Below are 15,058 nucleotides of genomic sequence, written 5' to 3'. Positions count from 1 at the left end.
TCCTAGTCTTGCTTTCCTTCGGAATCTTCATTTTGTGAATTCCCTGGACCTACAATATCTTCTGGTTTTACTTTACTGTCCCAGTCTCCCCTGACACCTTTAACCAATGCAATCATCCCTGCTGCCAGCAATCCTATGACCAATGCAAAAAATACTGTCTGGTCCATTATCTTAAATGAACAATTAATCTCCTGTGGGGGTTTATCTTCAAAATATTCGTAACAAGTTCCAAATTCGTTTTCCTCAAATGTTGCAGCTTGATATTGACCTCCCATCACACCTAAAACTAAAAATCCCACAAAAGTTAGACCTATCCCAATTAGGATAAATCGCATATCTGTCATGTTATTTTTTCTTGCTTCACAGTATTTACATTTTGACCCAAAAAAATTCTAGTGTTATTTTTCTAATAATGCTTTTAGATTTTCAAGTGATGCATCGTAAAATGACCCCATAAACACAAGGAAATCTGTGAATTGTTTTTCTGACATTTTTTTGCTGTTGATATATGACTGCCATGTTAATTCCACAAGATTTTTTGATTTTGGCTTGATGGATATTGTTGCAACATATGCTCTTAATGGCAATCCTTCGGTTGCAACATATGTGAAATATTCCCCTGTTTTCCATGCTACAACATGTTCTTCAATTTGATTCCCATCTGCAAATGTGATTAATCTTATTGCACCTACATCTTTTTTCTTTTTAGAAAGGTACACTGTCTTTTTTACATCTACCAACCATGTTGGAAGGCCAACAATATTGCTGACTTTTCTCCAGACTTTGTCTTTTGATGCTTTGATCTTTATTGTTTTTTTAACCGTGCCTGTATGAAATGATTTTTTCAATGTTTTTGCCATATGAGCCCTCAAATCTTGTAAGTTTTAAATTTTGTACAACCATTTTTAATCCCCCTTGGCAAATACTATCAAATGGTCTTTGGATGGGGGAAAAAGAAACAAGAAGAAAAACCTGTTGAAGAGACGCCTCAAACAAAAAGCATCTCTCTAAATGATGTAGAAAGAATTGTCACTGATCTTGAAAAACTACGTGAATCTCAAACAGTTTCTGAGATAAACCATCTTCGAAATAATACTGCTCCACTGATTGATGATTTGATTAAGGTTGGAAAAATGCTTGAAAAAGACACCCTCAACGTTGATGATATTGATAAACATCTTGCAATAATTGTGGTTAGAGGAAAAAAACAGGTAATTAATATGATTAAGAAAGGAGTTGTTTCGCTTCCTGAGGTCTCTTCTATTGACAATGCCAAAAAACTGGATAATTCTCTAAATCAAATTCTAAAAAAAGTAGGCGATGTTTTAGGACGTCAGACTAGGGTCATTCATATTTTTGCAAAAAAATATGCTACACAATTAAAAGATAATCTGGAGGTAATGAATCAAAACCATTCTGACATTCATGACATTCTTCAAAACTATGAAAATACAAAATCAACTTCTAGTGAAATTATTGCCACATTAAAAAAAATTGATAATCTTAAATCTACAAAGATGGAAAAAACTCAAAAAATCATTGATACAAACAATGAATTAGAATCTACAAAAGAACATATTTCTTCCTTAGAAAAATCTATTGAAGAAATCAAATCTTCTGATGAATATAAAAAATATTTGAAATCAAAAAAATCCTTAGAATTGTTTGAAAATGAAAAATCAAAAATTAAAGATGAAATTAATTCTCAATTTACAAAAATTTCTAGGCCTCTTGGAAGGTATGAATATGCATCATCTTTAGATAAAGACCAAAAAAATATTCTCACAAAATTAGTAGAAAATCCATTTGATATCTTGATTCCTCAAAACAAAGATTCTGTAATTCTGATTTTAGAAAATGTTAGAAAAGGCATCGTTTCGGGTTCTATATCTGTAAAAGATGTTGATAAAACATTGTCTCAAATTACTGAAACTGAGGAGACTCTGGATGGATTTATCTCTCAGGTTTCAAAATATTTTGAAAAATATCAACAAATGTCTGATGAACTGGATTCTTTACGCTCTGAAAAATTAACATCATTGGAATCTGAATTTACTAAAGCATCTGAAAATAAGGGTGATTTACAACTAAAATCTGAAACATTTCAGGCTGAAGTTGATGAAATTGACTCTGATATACCTAAACTTGTATCTGAAATTGAGAAAAAATTACGTTTATTCTCAAACACAAAATATACTGTTTTGATGTCTTAAAATTAAATTAGTTTAAAATTTTATAACTTTCATGTTATTCAAAAAGAAAAAATTTGAACGCAAGGTCATACTTCAAAAAGAAGTTCTTGATAGCATTCTCTCATATTGCCAAATGAAACATCCTAATGAAGGAATCTTGATTCTTAAAGGAAAATCAAAAAATGGTGAAATTAACATCGATGGACTTGTGATTCCACCATTTAATTACACTGGACCTACATTTGCAGGATTCCCTCATTCTTTTTTGCCTTTTGATATGAGTTATGTTGGTATTGTTCATTCTCATCCCAGTGGTTCAGCTGAACCTTCTGTTACTGATTTGAATAATTTCTTTGGATTAGTTTCCGTGATTGTAAAATCTCCTTATACTGATGATTCTATTTTTGCTTGGGATAGTGGGGGAAATTCTATCCCTCTTTCAATAAAATAATTCTTCAAAATTATAGTGGAATTTTAAAAAAACTAACAAAACTTTATAACCTTTTTGAAGGTACTTTCTATGAATTGTTTAATTACAAAACTTATTTGATATTCTTATTTGCTTCATTAGCTATCAGTATTGGACTTCAGATGGTATTGCCATTTCCGTATGGATTGGGAGCTGCACTTGCAATATTTATCGCATTTCCATTAATTTTGAGAAGACGATACATGAATCGTATGAGAGGCGGTTATGGTGGTAGCGATTCTGGCACTGGAGGTGGTGGATTCTTTGGAATGGGTTCACAAGGTGGCTCTGGTGGTGTACGTTACGTATGTCTTGTATGTAACAATAAACACAAAGGTGGCTCTTGTCCTCGATGTGGTTCCAAAATGCAACGTGCTGACTTCTAAAAATGTCTCTTGATGAAATTCGCCAAAAGGTAATCTTTCACAATTCTGTTGACGTATGGATTTCCGCATGCGGGGAAAAGAACAAAGATTGGACAAATCCTGAAGAGTATAAACAATTTATTGCACATTTGTTAAAAAACAATCTTAATCTCAAAGCTTTCAATCTTTGCACTCATGAAGCAGGAGCTACTGAAGAAGAAAAAACAAAATTTACTGAAATTTTAGCCGAAACAAAAGCAACTGATCCAAACTCTCAAACTTATACAATAAAACTAAATGATTCTGCAATAGGCATTATTCGAAGTTATTTCTAATCATCGTTTTAATTTTGGATTAACTATTGCATCAAGAGCATTTCCTATAAACACAAATGCAAGTCCTGCAATTGCTATCATTACTCCTGGTGGCATGATCCACCACCATAATCCCCTTGCTGCTGCTCCAAATGTGTTTGCATCATGAAGGATATGTCCCCATGTTGGAAATGATGGATCGCCTAACCCTAGAAAACTCAAACCTGCTTCTGTTGTTATTGCTGCTGGAACTGATATTGCAATACTTGCAAATGCATATGGCAATAATTGAGGTAAGATATGTTTAAGCACAATTTTAGAATTTTTTTGTCCCATCATGTTAGCTGCATCTACGTATCCCCTAGTCTTGATTTGAAGAGACATGCTTCTGGCAACCTTTGCAATGCCTACCCAACCAAAAATCATTAAAAATCCTACCAAAACGAATATGCTGTTACTTATTGTGACTGATAAAATAATGAGAAATGGCAATGCTGGCAACGCGTAGATGACATCATTGAATCTCATCATCACTTCGTCTGTTTTTTTACCTTTGAATCCTGCATATACGCCATACAACAATCCCATTATTACTGATGCAATAGATACAACTAGACCAATGAACAATGCAAGTGGTGTTCCCCATAACAATCCTATGGCAAGGTCTCGTCTCAATTCATCGGTTCCCATTATTCCAAATGCCTTTCCACCTATGATTAATTTGGATTCATGATTTTTGATTTCTGAATTTACTGAATACATGTCAATTGAAAAAATGTAATTTCCTTTAAGAGGTTGATTTGTTTTGGTGTTTGAAAAAACAATGTCTTCAGATGACAGTCCTTCCAAATCAAATTCAAACAAGTCTGATTGCAACAATAATTTTTTTTTCATTGATTCATCTGTTGAAAAAATTCTTTCACTGTGAATTGTTTTTGTGTTAGAATGTGGTAATGATGTAGATAATAATTCCAATTTTATACCATCAGGTCTTATTACTGACATTTGTAATAACACTGATTCAGAATATTCTGATGAGAACACATAGATGAAATCATTTGGAAAAAACCCATAATCAAAATTAACACCAAATTTATGGGATGACAACATAATTTCACCTTCTGAATATGTTTGAATATTTGGATTTTCAAGAATCTTGTGCTCTGGAATTTTTTCTGTCATGAAAAGATTTACCCATATTGGAATTGCCACTTTGGGATATAGGATCCAGTTTCCTGGATTGTTCCACTCTTGAAATGTCTCTACTGGAATTGAAATAATTGCAATTATTGATATGGCAATAAGAATTCCAAGAATAGTGATTCCGACAATCCCAATTTTACTTTTAAGAAACTCTTGTTTAATTTCCTGTGGTGTTATACTGCTCATTGACCTGTTCTCACCCTTGGATCAAAGTAACCATAAAGCAAATCTGCAATGAATATGCTGACAAGGAAGAATACTGTTAGAATGTATGTGGCTCCAATTATTACAGGTAAATCCATAACTGTAATTGCCTCAAAATACAGTCTACCCATTCCTGGCCAATCAAATACTGCTTCTGTAATTATTGCACCTCCTAAGGATCCTGAAAGACTAAGAGCTAAAATCGTAACGATTGGTGGTGCTGCATTTTTTAATGCATGTGTATAGATTATCTTTTTTTGTTTTATTCCTATTGTTCTTTTTGCCATGATGAAGTCTTCTTGCATAATTCCTACCATGAAATTTCTTACCAAATATGCCCATGAACCAAAACCAATCATTACAATTGTGATTAGTGGTAATGCCATATGGTATAACAGCGAACCAATGTATCCTGGATCTGATGATGGGATATCTGGAGTTGCTCTTGCAGGAAATATTTGGTATGTGAAAGAAAACAAAAATATCATCAACATTCCAATCCACCAAACTGGAAAACTAGAACTGATAATTGCAAAACTTGACGTAATTCTATCTATGATTGATCCAACTTTACTTGCAGACAATGCCCCTAAGAAAATACCAATTACTGAAATAATTATTGTAGCAGTTGTGAATAATAGGATTGTTCTTGGAAGTTTTTCAAAAATTATGTCCTTTACATCTGATGAACCTGCGTCACTTGTAAGAAAAGTTGCATGACCAAAATCCAATAATAATATTTTGTACATTGTCAATCCTATTCTTTGAGGTGAATACCATGGTTCATCTAGACCTAAAACTTTGGTTCTTTGTTCAATCTGACTTTGAATGAATCTTTCAAATTCTTCTACTGATGAAAAACTTTCTGCAATGGCAGGATTTTCAGTTATTTCAGAACGTACTTGAAAAACTATTCCTTGCTTTAGAATGGTATCCATATTTGATCCTACTAACGAAATTGTGATTAACAGTGTGACCATTAAAACTCCAAACATTGTTACAGCCCTTGTTGCAACATATCTCTTCATGCCCAATAATCCCAAATACAAAAATCAGTTTATAATCATTTGAAAACAGGCTCAAAAATATTTTGACGAGAGTGAAACGAACTCTAGGCATATTCTGGGCAGAAAAGCAGGTCTCTCGTCAATATATTATAGTAACAAAGTTATTTAAGAATTTATGAAAATATTATTCTAAAAAATTATAATTCTCATCGGCATTGGTAAAATATGGTAAAAACTGGTAAATCTGACACAAAAAATCTATTTGATCCTGATGAATTAGTATTATCAAAGAATGAGATTTTAGAATTTTGTGATAGGGTGATAGAAAAATGGAGCAAAAATACTACAAAAAATGCAAAAAACATCCTTGCAATGAATGCTGTTAAAACTAGTGTTCTGTGGACTGACGATGAATCTCTTAAAGCAATTTGGCGCGAAATTATTGCATGGACTTTTGAACTTCTTTATGAGAATGCGATGTCACAAGATGAACAGTGGTCAAACATGTTAAAAAAATTAAAGAATAAAAAATAAGATGTTTTTTGTAATGTTATGAGTGCAAACACAATTCGAAAAGCAAAAAAATTAGTTGAAAGTGGCGGTGTTTCAAAAATTGACGATGATTTATTTCAAATAAAGTCCTCATCTGATCCTGAAAAGTCCTATTTTGTAACGTCTGATACTTGTGAATGTCCCGGATTCAAAAATTTTTACAAATTTCATCATGGTAAGGGAATAAAAGCAAATTGCTCTCACTTGGAAGCTATTAGGATATTCAAAAAAGAAAATCCTTAAAATTATTTTATTTTTGCTGTATCTACTTTTCCAACAAATGCTTTATTTTTTGATATGATAATTGGTCTTAAAATTAAACCTGGATGCTTAATCATTAATTTAATAATTTGAGCATCTGTTTTTTTATTATTTTCTAAATCTAATTCTTTGTACATTTTATCACGTTTTCTCAATAACTCTGAAGGTTTTTTTCCTGTCATTTTTATAATTTTTTTCAACTCTGATTCTGAAAGTGGATCTTTGAAAAAATCCCGTTTTTCAATGTCTGCATTCATCCTTTCAACTTCTGATATCATCTTTTTACACGTAATGCAAGTGGATTTGTGAAATATTTTCAATCTATGATTTTTCTATCCTACATCGTTAAAAATTGTTTAGAAAAAATGTGCTGTTACGCACAGCAAATTGATTTTTTAAAATCTTCTGAATTTCTTTCAAAACTGCATTCTTTGCATACTTGCCAGCTTCTTTTCTTTAGAAGAGAAAATGATGATTCGTAGCAAACTGAATACATTTTTCCGCCACAACTTGGGCATGGAATTGGAATATCTATTTTCATAAATCCTTTAGGTGAATTTTGAATATAAGACACACGTAGAATTTATCAATCGTTCTTTTCGTCAGACCTTTCTTCTGATGATTCCTCAGAACTTTCTTCTGATGATTCCTCAGAACTTTCTTCTGATGATTCCTCAGAACTTTCTAATTCCTCAAGTTTTTGCTCATTAAATTCCTCTAATTTTTCTCTTGGAACTGTAATCATTTCTAGATATGCTTGTTGGGCTTCTTCATATGTTCCTCCATTTGCAATAATTTGCGCTCTTGCAATTTGGGCTTCTTCAAACAAATTCTTTGTAAAATTCAATTGGCTAACTACAATATCTCGAATTTCAGAGTCTAAACTATTAACATAGTCATCATAGTTCAAACCCTCAAACACTCCGTTACTTGGACTATATTCTTCAATTGCTTGTTCTGTAAGGTCTTTTGCAATTGTTCTTTGTTCTTCTACATACAATTCGTCTTCATTTGGTTGCAGTGCTTTTTTATTTTCTAAAATTAATTCTTGTAATAATCCATGATAATACTTGAAGAGTGTTTGTCCTATTGGATCTTTTTCAAAATCACTTTCATTTGAACTAAGATATTTTATTGCTTCTTCTGTGTCTAATTTTTGTTGTAATAATGAAACAGGTGATGCGTCTCCTTTTACTTGAAACTGTGTGGTTTCTAATCCTGTCATACCGTACCATGTTGCAATTACATTAACTGTATAAGTTCCTGGAACTCTTTCAAAGTCTTTGAATTCTCCTTTGAAAACCCCCCATGGATCCGTGAATGCTTTTGTTGTTTCAGAACCTGTTCTGATCAATATTTCTGCGCCTCTGATTGGTTTGTATGCATGGTCTACGACTTTGCCAGTTACTACTACTGTTTCCCCTGAAACTATTGCTCCTTTCTCTACATTGAGGTCAATAATTAACTCCCATAATTCTGCCTCAGATGTCTGAACAAGTGAAAATAACATTAAGAATGAAAATATTCCTACTATGCCTGCCTTTTTGTACACTTGATGTTGTGTTGATTTTTATTGTTAAGATAAAGTATGAATAAAAATTCGCTAACTTTCAATTTTATTTGATTAATTTTGACAAGATTTATGCTTAAAAAAAGAGTTTAATTTCAGATTGTTCTTAAACCCCCAAATTTATCTAATCTTGAATTATGGATTTAGAAAAATTTAGAAATGATGTATATCGTATGACCGAAAAACTATCTGTAGATTTACTTGAAAAAGACCTTCCAAAATTAAACTATGTTCGGCAACAATTAATTGAAATGTATCAAAAAAACTTGGTAAAAATTAATCATTCTATTTTGGAACTAATTTGTGCAAGTAATTTGATTTCTAGAGGATATGCTGTAGAAGTGGAAAAAGATATTTCGGAAATTTTAGTTTGTGATATTTTTGCAAAGAAAGGTGGAGGAAATACCATTATTGAAATTGAAACTGGGTTTACTCCCCCCGAACATGCAATGGATACAATAGATTATTTTACTGCAAGAATAATGAGTAAGATTGCAAGGTATAGTCAACATTGTTCCAAGTTCTCATTAGCAAGCCCTGCCACTGGAGTTTTACCAATTCCAAAAATCTTCTTATTTCCTCCTAGTGCAAGAAAAAAAGAAGATGTTCAAAAAGTAAAAGATCTTTGTGATCGATACTACAAAAATCCTCCAATAGAATATGATGATATTTTGAATGCTCGTCTGCATTCAGTCTATTTGATTAACATTGATGGTGGATTTGTAAAAGAATTAGATCCACAGGGATATGTTGACTTAACTCATGATCTACTAAGTAGAAGCAAAATAGAGTATTAGTATGCAAAAACTAAGAAAAAATTCAAATTCATCTAGTAAAATATCAATAATAAGATGATCTGTGCTGCTTGTGAAACTCGAAAACACTTTGAATGCATTGACTGTATGAATAATCACAAAACTCATTTATGTTCTTGTGATTGTCATGATGAAAATACTGAACCTCACCCAGTAGGAAACTCTCATTAAAAATTAATTTTTGAATTTTCTTTCAATTTCTTGAGCCATAACTTCCAATCTGCTGGTATCTCCAAATTTTCTATAAGTTAGTTTTTCAAGAGTTTTGATTATGCTAATTGCTGCACGATATTGGGGTATTTCAGGCTCGTTAAGTTCTCCATACATACCAATTCCGTGGATTTCATTTTTTTTAGCAAATCCTAAGATTAACCCATTAAACCCTGTGATGATTGATTTTTGTGGCGTGATGTCTACTCCCAATCCTTCCATCTGTTTTGTTAACTCTCTTGATGTTGTAGTGATGTATGTTTTTGGATTATTTTTGTAGGGTCTATTTGTATGAAATCCCCCTAACGTGTAAATGAATTTAGCAGAATATTTTTTTGCTACATCTATTACATCCTGACATAATGCATTTAATTCACTAGTGTTTTGTGGCTGCCCTTTACCTCCTCCAAAAACAATCAAGTCTTCTGTGTATCTGTATTCCCAACTTTCATCTGGAAGATCAATGTATCCTCCTCTATCTACCACATATGTTGGAAATGGAGTTTTTGAAACTCTGAATGTTTTAGTTCTTAATGATTCATTGATGAAATTTATTACAATACTTCCAACATTTCCCATATCTTGCATTGCTGCAATAATTATTGGTTTTTCAACATCGGGTTCTAATTCTTGTTTAAAATCCATGTTTCATTAAAAATCTAATGAACTTTAAACATATGCGATTTTGATATCATTCATGTTTGAATTTTAGCAGAATATTTTTTGTTACTCAAAACTTATGCTTAAGCACAAAATATGATTTTTCTAATACGTAAAAACATTATCATATTTTAACTCTTGGAGATTTTTCATTCACTTTATAGTGATCGATGAAAACATGAAGATTCATAAGGCAAAAAAACATTCTATCGACAAATTATGGAAACATCCATGGAAAACATCGGTACATTAGAGTATGTTCTTGACAAATACTCTAAAATCTGGTGCTGGAAGATTACAGGTGAGCGTGCTGTAAGCATGATCTCTAGATTGGTGCCAGAAGCCTGGTATGGGGAGAACATCAATGAAGTAATCATTCCTGATAGTACTGAAAGTGTAAAACAAATCAAAATGATCCTTGATAGGTACCCACTTGAAATATTATCAAAAACTACATGGCAAAGAAAAATTATCAAAACATATGCCCCTAAACCCACCTTGCCTCCAGTCAAACACAAACTAAAACGAGCAAAAACAGGTGATCAATTCCGAGGAAAATTACTGAACTTCCAAAAAGAGGGATTGGACTTTTTGATGAAATCTTCTGGAAATGCATTGTTGGCTGATGAAATGGGACTTGGAAAAACTGTGCAAACACTATCTTATGTTGCTACTGAGAAACAAACATTTCCAGTTTTAGTTGTTGCACCATTAGTTACCCTAAACAACTGGGAACGAGAAATTGAAAAATTCCTCAAGAAGAAAAGCAGGAATGGTAGACTAATTGAATCTCAATCTCCTAGTGTTACTTTGATTCGAACTGGAAAGAAAAAAGAACTCCCTCAAAGTGATATTTATGTAATAAATTATGAATTACTTTTCAAAAGATATGATGATCTGGAAAAAGTTGGAATTAAAACCATTGTGTGTGACGAAGTGCATAATCTAAGATCAAAAACTACTCAAAAATACAAATCCATAAAAAAATTAGCTGCATTGCCTTCTGTCTCTTATAGGATAGGACTTTCTGGAACTCCTATTTACAATCGTGGCTCTGAAATCTGGCCGATAATTGATATTTTGAAACCTGGGCTTCTTGGAAGTTTCAAAGAGTTTTGTGAATATTTTTGCTATGTTAATGAAAAAGGCAAAGCAATTGTATTGGAAAATAAACGTGCGTCTTTGAGAAATGAATTACAAAAACACGTTATGCTTAGACGAAAAAAATCTGATGTATTAAAAGAACTTAAAGATAAAGTTCGTTACAAAGAAGTAATTGCTGCAGATACTGATTACTATCTTGAAGAATTAGATAAAATATGGAAACGTCTTGAAGAAGAACAAAAGGATGCTGAATCTGAATTCTCAAAATCTGCTTCATATCATAGAGCTATACAAAGTGAAAGACAAATTGCAGGATTGGCAAAACTTCCTCATGTTATCAATTTTGTAAAAAATATCATGGAAATTGAAGAAAGCGTCGTAGTTTTTTGTCATCATAAAGTAATTCACAAGTTACTCCATGAGAGTCTTCAAGAATTCTCACCTGTTTCCATTATTGGTGGTCAGTCTGATTCTGTAAGGCAAGATCAGATTGATAAATTCCAAAAAGGTGAATCAAAATTAATGATTGCTGGAATTCGTGCAGGAAATGTTGGAATTAATCTCACTAGGGCAAAATACGTAATTTTTGCAGAACTTGATTGGAGTCCTGCAATTCATAGACAAGCTGAAGACAGATTACATAGAATAGGACAAAAGAATACTGTGTTTGCATATTATTTGATTGGAAACGGTACTCTTGATGATCATGTTGCAAATGTTCTTGTGGACAAGAGTTATGAAATTGATGAAATTATGGATGAAAGTGTTGAGAACTTTGAAAATAAAGACAAAGCAGAGCTTATTCTTGCACAAATTCAGGATAAAATACGTTCAAAATAACTAGATATTCAATTTTGTTTTGAGTTTTGATAATTTATTGATGATTTTTGTTTTCATTTCTGATTCTATTTGAGATTCTTGAATGTCTCTTGTAACCTCATCAATTAAACTCAAAATCTCAATTTCAGGTTTTACATTTCCAAATTTTATTTTATCAAACCCAACTGTTTCTGTTTTGTCAATCTCTTCTATTCCTTCGGGTAATATTTCGTATACTTTGATGATTTTCTCATCTTGCCTTTGAGGTGACATTAAAACAAACTGATTTTGTCTTAATTTTTCTACTTCCTGTAAAATTTTATCTTCCGGAATTCTTAGTATGTCTGTAATCTGCTCCATATTGCATGATTTTATTTGAAGCAAACGTAATATTTTTGCCCAGATTGGGATATCATTTCCCCATAGAATTGCTTTTGCAACGGGTGTTATAGAAAATGAGCCGTTTTTGTTAAGTGAAATAAATTTTCTATCTTTTAGCGAACCTAGCGAATCTAAAATTTTTCCTACTCCCAATCTTTTTAATTCTGAATTTTCAATATGAGTTTCATCAAATGTTCCATTTTCTTTGATTGCTAAATGTAAAATTTCTAAATCAATTGTTCCTAATTTTCTCATGTTTTTTTGAATTTTTCAACTCTTATCATCTTTTCTACTAGGAAATTTCTTTTTCAATATTTTTCAATTCTTTTTTCACATTTTTTAGATTCGTATAATTTTCATCCACCCATTCTTGATATTTTTTAATTGAACCCAACTTAAAATTAGAATCAGTAATGTGATTTGCTAAAAACCATAATTCCCTATATGAAAAAATAATTTTTCCAACTAGTAATTCGTGTTTGTTAAGAAATATTTGCATTGTCTCATTTGATTCTTTTTCATATTTGTGATCTTTTGGAATTATTTCTTTAAATTCTGTTTTCAATTCATGAAATCTCTCAAATATTTGATTGCTAATGTTCCTCATTTTTCTTATTTTTTCATCGTAATTTTTTAAAAAATCCTTTGCCCATTGCTCTGTTTCATTTTTTTCAAAAAAATCAATTTTTTGAGTTTTGTTTACTTCACTAATTACCTCTGAAATTACTTCTACATGCCAATGCAAAAACTCTTGCATTTTCTTTCTTTCCTTTATCTGGTTTGAAATCCATTTAAAAAATAAATTTGCTTTACTATCATCTGAAAATATTTCTGTAATGGTTGGATGAATCAATATTTTTTTCAATGTAATTTTGGATAAAAACTTGATTCCTACTTGAAGATTATATGTGGATTGTAATGAATAAATTTATGGTTCAGTATGAACTTCCAAGACTGCCTTATGATTATGATGAGTTAGAACCATTCATTGATACTGAAACAATGAAAATTCATCATCAAAAACATCATCAATCATATGTTGATGGCTTGAATAGATCTCTTGAAGAGATAGGTAGTGCATCTCACCCTCAATACATCACTTCAATTCTATCTGATCTAACCCCAATTCCTGAGTCTGGAAGAAATAAAATTAATTTTTTTGGTGGTGGTTTTGAGAATCATAGATTATTCTGGGAAACTATGACTCCAAATGGTGATGGTTCTCCTGGTGGGAAGATAGAAGATGCCATTGATGTTTATTTTAAGAATTTTGAAAATTTCAAACAAGTATTTTCTGATATTGCAATTGGAATTCAAGGTAGTGGCTGGTCTTGGTTAGTTTTTAATTCGACATACAACAAAATAGAAATAATTTCCACTGAAAACCAAACTAGTCCATGGACTCTACAAAAAATCCCTTTATTGGGATTAGATGTTTGGGAGCATGCCTACTATCTAAAACATCAAAATCGAAGAACTGATTATGTTAAAGATTGGTGGAATATTGTTAATTGGGATTATGTTGAAAATCGTTTCTCAGAACTTTCTGACTAACGTATCTGATTTGGACAAATTCTTTTAAAGAAAAATTTGATCTTTTGTTTAATGAACAAGAGTCTAAGATACATTGCATTACTTGCAATTCTCCCCTTGTTTACAGTAGGAATGACCACTGGTTCTTTCACAGACGCTGAAGCTTTGAAAGGTAAGGGTGTTGGATCTTCAAAATATGGTTCTAGCACTGATGTTTGTGGATTGCAACTATGTTCTGAAATTCCAGGCGGTAAAACTGCATGGATGGCCGAACAAGGAAAATCCAAACCTGTAATTCCAGTTACCGAAACTCCTGAAAAAATGGATAAAGAAACCATGATGGAGGAAATAACTGAAGCAGACTTGGGGTCTGTACTTAGATTATCAAGAGCAAACGTTCCTGCAACTATTCCTATGCATCATGGATACTATGATGGCGGAGATGTTTATTTTATCATCACTGATTCAAGTGATCCTACACATGCAGAATTGATTACAAAAAATCAAGATTGGAAAGTGGAACTTGCACCATTGCTAAAGAATGCTCCTGATGCTGCACTTTCAAAAACTTACATGTTTACAAATGGAATAGATGGTGATGGTGTACATGGTTTCCAAGGAGAAGTTTTTACTAGCACTCCTGCACAACCAGATGTATACAGTGCATTAACCTCACATGTACATGTAACTTGGAATGAAGGCACAACACCTAGGGTGTTAACTTCTGATGCAATGGTAATGGAAGCTGCAGATAATGGTGAAATCACATTAACATCTGTTGATGTGGTTTTGAATATGCCTCAAATTGTTTGGCCTGATGGGCAAATGATGGTTAAAGATGACAAAACTTTGACTGATGAAACTCCTTATGGTGGTGGACAAGTTCTTGATATCGATACAGAAGAGATGAATGTAACTTTCATAGCTCATCGTGGATGGGGACCTGATGGTAGAACCATCTATTACATTGTAACAGATGCTACTCCTAGCGGTCCTGCAGGTATGATGGGTGTTGTTAGTTCTCCAACATCTGCAAGTTTAATTGCAAATTCAGCCGCAGTTGATCTATTTCAATTCAAAAATGGCTTGACTGGTTCTGGTCCTTTGGGCTTCCAAGCAGGAATTGCTGCAGGAGCTCCTGGCGATGAAAATTACTCTCCAATGTGGAGAATTTTCATGACTGGTTGGACTAGTCCCGAAAATGCCCAATTGTTAGAGACAATTGATGATTTGAATGCATACAGAGAAACTGGCTTGATCGATATTGGTATTGCACGTCCAATGAACAGTGATCATATTGTAAACTGTCCATTTATTGACCCATTCCAATAAGATCTTCTTTTTTTCTTACATTTGTTTAATTTTATTTGAAAATTCTAACAAATTTTCAGAGAATCAA

19 protein-coding genes are annotated in these 15,058 nt (G+C 32.3%); 10 read left to right on the top strand and 9 right to left on the bottom strand.

Features of this window, described 5'->3' with window-relative positions; all coding sequences use genetic code 11:
• Nucleotides 1–2 precede the first annotated feature (2 nt).
• Together Nisw_RS01250 and Nisw_RS01245 are read right to left on the bottom strand one after the other, a co-directional pair.
• The gene (locus tag Nisw_RS01250) at nucleotides 3–335 is read right to left on the bottom strand and encodes a hypothetical protein (protein WP_141978433.1); all 333 of its coding nucleotides are present in this window, start codon (nucleotides 333–335) and stop codon (nucleotides 3–5) included.
• Between the two features lie 63 nt (nucleotides 336–398).
• Nucleotides 399–860, bottom strand: coding sequence for an SRPBCC family protein (locus Nisw_RS01245; RefSeq protein WP_141975797.1), 462 nt, complete (start codon nucleotides 858–860; stop codon nucleotides 399–401).
• A gap of 72 nt (nucleotides 861–932) precedes the next feature.
• On the opposite strand from Nisw_RS01245, the gene Nisw_RS01240 reads away from it, so the two are divergent.
• The 4 genes from Nisw_RS01240 to Nisw_RS01225 all read left to right on the top strand — a co-directional run bounded on the left by Nisw_RS01240 (nucleotide 933) and on the right by Nisw_RS01225 (nucleotide 3,361).
• Nucleotides 933–2,213 (top strand): exonuclease SbcC, encoded by a 1,281-nt coding sequence (locus tag Nisw_RS01240; RefSeq protein WP_141975795.1) that lies wholly within the window; start codon nucleotides 933–935, stop codon nucleotides 2,211–2,213.
• A 31-nt stretch (nucleotides 2,214–2,244) separates the two neighbouring features.
• Nucleotides 2,245–2,643: a Mov34/MPN/PAD-1 family protein gene (locus Nisw_RS01235; RefSeq protein ID WP_141975793.1), complete on the top strand. Its 399-nt coding sequence runs from the start codon at nucleotides 2,245–2,247 to the stop codon at nucleotides 2,641–2,643.
• A gap of 74 nt (nucleotides 2,644–2,717) precedes the next feature.
• Nucleotides 2,718–3,047 (top strand): hypothetical protein, encoded by a 330-nt coding sequence (locus Nisw_RS01230; RefSeq protein ID WP_255430801.1) that lies wholly within the window; start codon nucleotides 2,718–2,720, stop codon nucleotides 3,045–3,047.
• Nucleotides 3,048–3,049: 2 nt separating this feature from the next.
• Nucleotides 3,050–3,361: a hypothetical protein gene (locus Nisw_RS01225; protein ID WP_141975792.1), complete on the top strand. Its 312-nt coding sequence runs from the start codon at nucleotides 3,050–3,052 to the stop codon at nucleotides 3,359–3,361.
• Here the strand turns inward: Nisw_RS01225 and Nisw_RS01220 are convergent, their stop codons facing one another.
• Nucleotides 3,362–4,729: an ABC transporter permease gene (locus Nisw_RS01220; protein ID WP_141975790.1), complete on the bottom strand. Its 1,368-nt coding sequence runs from the start codon at nucleotides 4,727–4,729 to the stop codon at nucleotides 3,362–3,364.
• The gene (locus Nisw_RS01215) at nucleotides 4,726–5,775 is read right to left on the bottom strand and encodes an ABC transporter permease (RefSeq protein ID WP_141975788.1); all 1,050 of its coding nucleotides are present in this window, start codon (nucleotides 5,773–5,775) and stop codon (nucleotides 4,726–4,728) included. Before Nisw_RS01215 ends, Nisw_RS01220 begins: the two co-directional genes overlap by 4 nt.
• Before the next feature lie 204 nt (nucleotides 5,776–5,979).
• On the opposite strand from Nisw_RS01215, the gene Nisw_RS01210 reads away from it, so the two are divergent.
• Together Nisw_RS01210 and Nisw_RS01205 are read left to right on the top strand one after the other, a co-directional pair.
• Nucleotides 5,980–6,288, top strand: coding sequence for a hypothetical protein (locus Nisw_RS01210; protein WP_141975786.1), 309 nt, complete (start codon nucleotides 5,980–5,982; stop codon nucleotides 6,286–6,288).
• 18 nt (nucleotides 6,289–6,306) lie between these two features.
• Nucleotides 6,307–6,549: a hypothetical protein gene (locus Nisw_RS01205; protein ID WP_141975784.1), complete on the top strand. Its 243-nt coding sequence runs from the start codon at nucleotides 6,307–6,309 to the stop codon at nucleotides 6,547–6,549.
• A 2-nt stretch (nucleotides 6,550–6,551) separates the two neighbouring features.
• On the opposite strand, the gene Nisw_RS01200 is transcribed toward Nisw_RS01205, so the two are convergent.
• A complete protein-coding gene (locus Nisw_RS01200) occupies nucleotides 6,552–6,845 on the bottom strand; it encodes an ArsC/Spx/MgsR family protein (RefSeq protein WP_255430800.1) in 294 nt (97 codons plus the stop codon).
• A gap of 308 nt (nucleotides 6,846–7,153) precedes the next feature.
• The gene (locus tag Nisw_RS01190) at nucleotides 7,154–8,119 is read right to left on the bottom strand and encodes a carboxypeptidase regulatory-like domain-containing protein (RefSeq protein ID WP_141975780.1); all 966 of its coding nucleotides are present in this window, start codon (nucleotides 8,117–8,119) and stop codon (nucleotides 7,154–7,156) included.
• A gap of 155 nt (nucleotides 8,120–8,274) precedes the next feature.
• Between Nisw_RS01190 and Nisw_RS01185 the strand changes: the two genes are divergently transcribed.
• Nucleotides 8,275–8,934: a hypothetical protein gene (locus tag Nisw_RS01185; RefSeq protein WP_141975778.1), complete on the top strand. Its 660-nt coding sequence runs from the start codon at nucleotides 8,275–8,277 to the stop codon at nucleotides 8,932–8,934.
• Between the two features lie 192 nt (nucleotides 8,935–9,126).
• Here Nisw_RS01185 and Nisw_RS01180 read toward each other — a convergent pair whose 3' ends face one another.
• On the bottom strand, nucleotides 9,127–9,807 hold the full coding sequence (locus tag Nisw_RS01180) for a PAC2 family protein (RefSeq protein WP_141975776.1): 681 nt from the start codon (nucleotides 9,805–9,807) through the stop codon (nucleotides 9,127–9,129).
• Between the two features lie 234 nt (nucleotides 9,808–10,041).
• On the opposite strand from Nisw_RS01180, the gene Nisw_RS01175 reads away from it, so the two are divergent.
• A complete protein-coding gene (locus tag Nisw_RS01175) occupies nucleotides 10,042–11,766 on the top strand; it encodes a DEAD/DEAH box helicase (RefSeq protein ID WP_141975774.1) in 1,725 nt (574 codons plus the stop codon).
• On the opposite strand, the gene Nisw_RS01170 is transcribed toward Nisw_RS01175, so the two are convergent.
• Complete coding sequence (locus tag Nisw_RS01170; RefSeq protein ID WP_141975772.1) at nucleotides 11,767–12,381, bottom strand: hypothetical protein; 615 nt, start codon at nucleotides 12,379–12,381, stop codon at nucleotides 11,767–11,769.
• A gap of 37 nt (nucleotides 12,382–12,418) precedes the next feature.
• Entirely contained in the window at nucleotides 12,419–12,979 is a 561-nt protein-coding gene (locus Nisw_RS01165) for a hypothetical protein (RefSeq protein ID WP_141975770.1), read from the bottom strand.
• Between the two features lie 77 nt (nucleotides 12,980–13,056).
• Between Nisw_RS01165 and Nisw_RS01160 the strand changes: the two genes are divergently transcribed.
• Nucleotides 13,057–13,680, top strand: coding sequence for a superoxide dismutase (locus tag Nisw_RS01160; protein ID WP_141975768.1), 624 nt, complete (start codon nucleotides 13,057–13,059; stop codon nucleotides 13,678–13,680).
• Between the two features lie 51 nt (nucleotides 13,681–13,731).
• The gene (locus Nisw_RS01155; RefSeq protein WP_141975767.1) at nucleotides 13,732–14,991 is read left to right on the top strand and encodes a hypothetical protein; all 1,260 of its coding nucleotides are present in this window, start codon (nucleotides 13,732–13,734) and stop codon (nucleotides 14,989–14,991) included.
• Nucleotides 14,992–15,058 lie beyond the last annotated feature (67 nt).

Source organism: Candidatus Nitrosopumilus sp. SW, assembly GCF_006740685.1.
Taxonomy (GTDB): domain Archaea; phylum Thermoproteota; class Nitrososphaeria; order Nitrososphaerales; family Nitrosopumilaceae; genus Nitrosopumilus.
The sequence above is the reverse complement of the archived record's forward strand: the minus strand, read 5'-3'. Positions and strand labels throughout refer to the sequence as shown.

Bases quoted from the DNA above. Each gene is read 5' to 3' on its own strand.
- Nisw_RS01250 (WP_141978433.1), bottom strand. From the start codon at position 335: ATGCGATTTATCCTAATTGGGATAGGTCTAACTTTTGTGGGATTTTTA.
- Nisw_RS01245 (WP_141975797.1), bottom strand. From the start codon at position 860: ATGGCAAAAACATTGAAAAAATCATTTCATACAGGCACGGTTAAAAAA.
- Nisw_RS01240 (WP_141975795.1), top strand. From the start codon at position 933: ATGGTCTTTGGATGGGGGAAAAAGAAACAAGAAGAAAAACCTGTTGAA.
- Nisw_RS01235 (WP_141975793.1), top strand. From the start codon at position 2,245: ATGTTATTCAAAAAGAAAAAATTTGAACGCAAGGTCATACTTCAAAAA.
- Nisw_RS01225 (WP_141975792.1), top strand. From the start codon at position 3,050: ATGTCTCTTGATGAAATTCGCCAAAAGGTAATCTTTCACAATTCTGTT.
- Nisw_RS01220 (WP_141975790.1), bottom strand. From the start codon at position 4,729: ATGAGCAGTATAACACCACAGGAAATTAAACAAGAGTTTCTTAAAAGT.
- Nisw_RS01215 (WP_141975788.1), bottom strand. From the start codon at position 5,775: ATGAAGAGATATGTTGCAACAAGGGCTGTAACAATGTTTGGAGTTTTA.
- Nisw_RS01210 (WP_141975786.1), top strand. From the start codon at position 5,980: ATGGTAAAAACTGGTAAATCTGACACAAAAAATCTATTTGATCCTGAT.
- Nisw_RS01205 (WP_141975784.1), top strand. From the start codon at position 6,307: ATGAGTGCAAACACAATTCGAAAAGCAAAAAAATTAGTTGAAAGTGGC.
- Nisw_RS01200 (WP_255430800.1), bottom strand. From the start codon at position 6,845: ATGATATCAGAAGTTGAAAGGATGAATGCAGACATTGAAAAACGGGAT.
- Nisw_RS01185 (WP_141975778.1), top strand. From the start codon at position 8,275: ATGGATTTAGAAAAATTTAGAAATGATGTATATCGTATGACCGAAAAA.
- Nisw_RS01180 (WP_141975776.1), bottom strand. From the start codon at position 9,807: ATGGATTTTAAACAAGAATTAGAACCCGATGTTGAAAAACCAATAATT.
- Nisw_RS01175 (WP_141975774.1), top strand. From the start codon at position 10,042: ATGGAAACATCCATGGAAAACATCGGTACATTAGAGTATGTTCTTGAC.
- Nisw_RS01170 (WP_141975772.1), bottom strand. From the start codon at position 12,381: ATGAGAAAATTAGGAACAATTGATTTAGAAATTTTACATTTAGCAATC.
- Nisw_RS01160 (WP_141975768.1), top strand. From the start codon at position 13,057: ATGGTTCAGTATGAACTTCCAAGACTGCCTTATGATTATGATGAGTTA.
- Nisw_RS01155 (WP_141975767.1), top strand. From the start codon at position 13,732: ATGAACAAGAGTCTAAGATACATTGCATTACTTGCAATTCTCCCCTTG.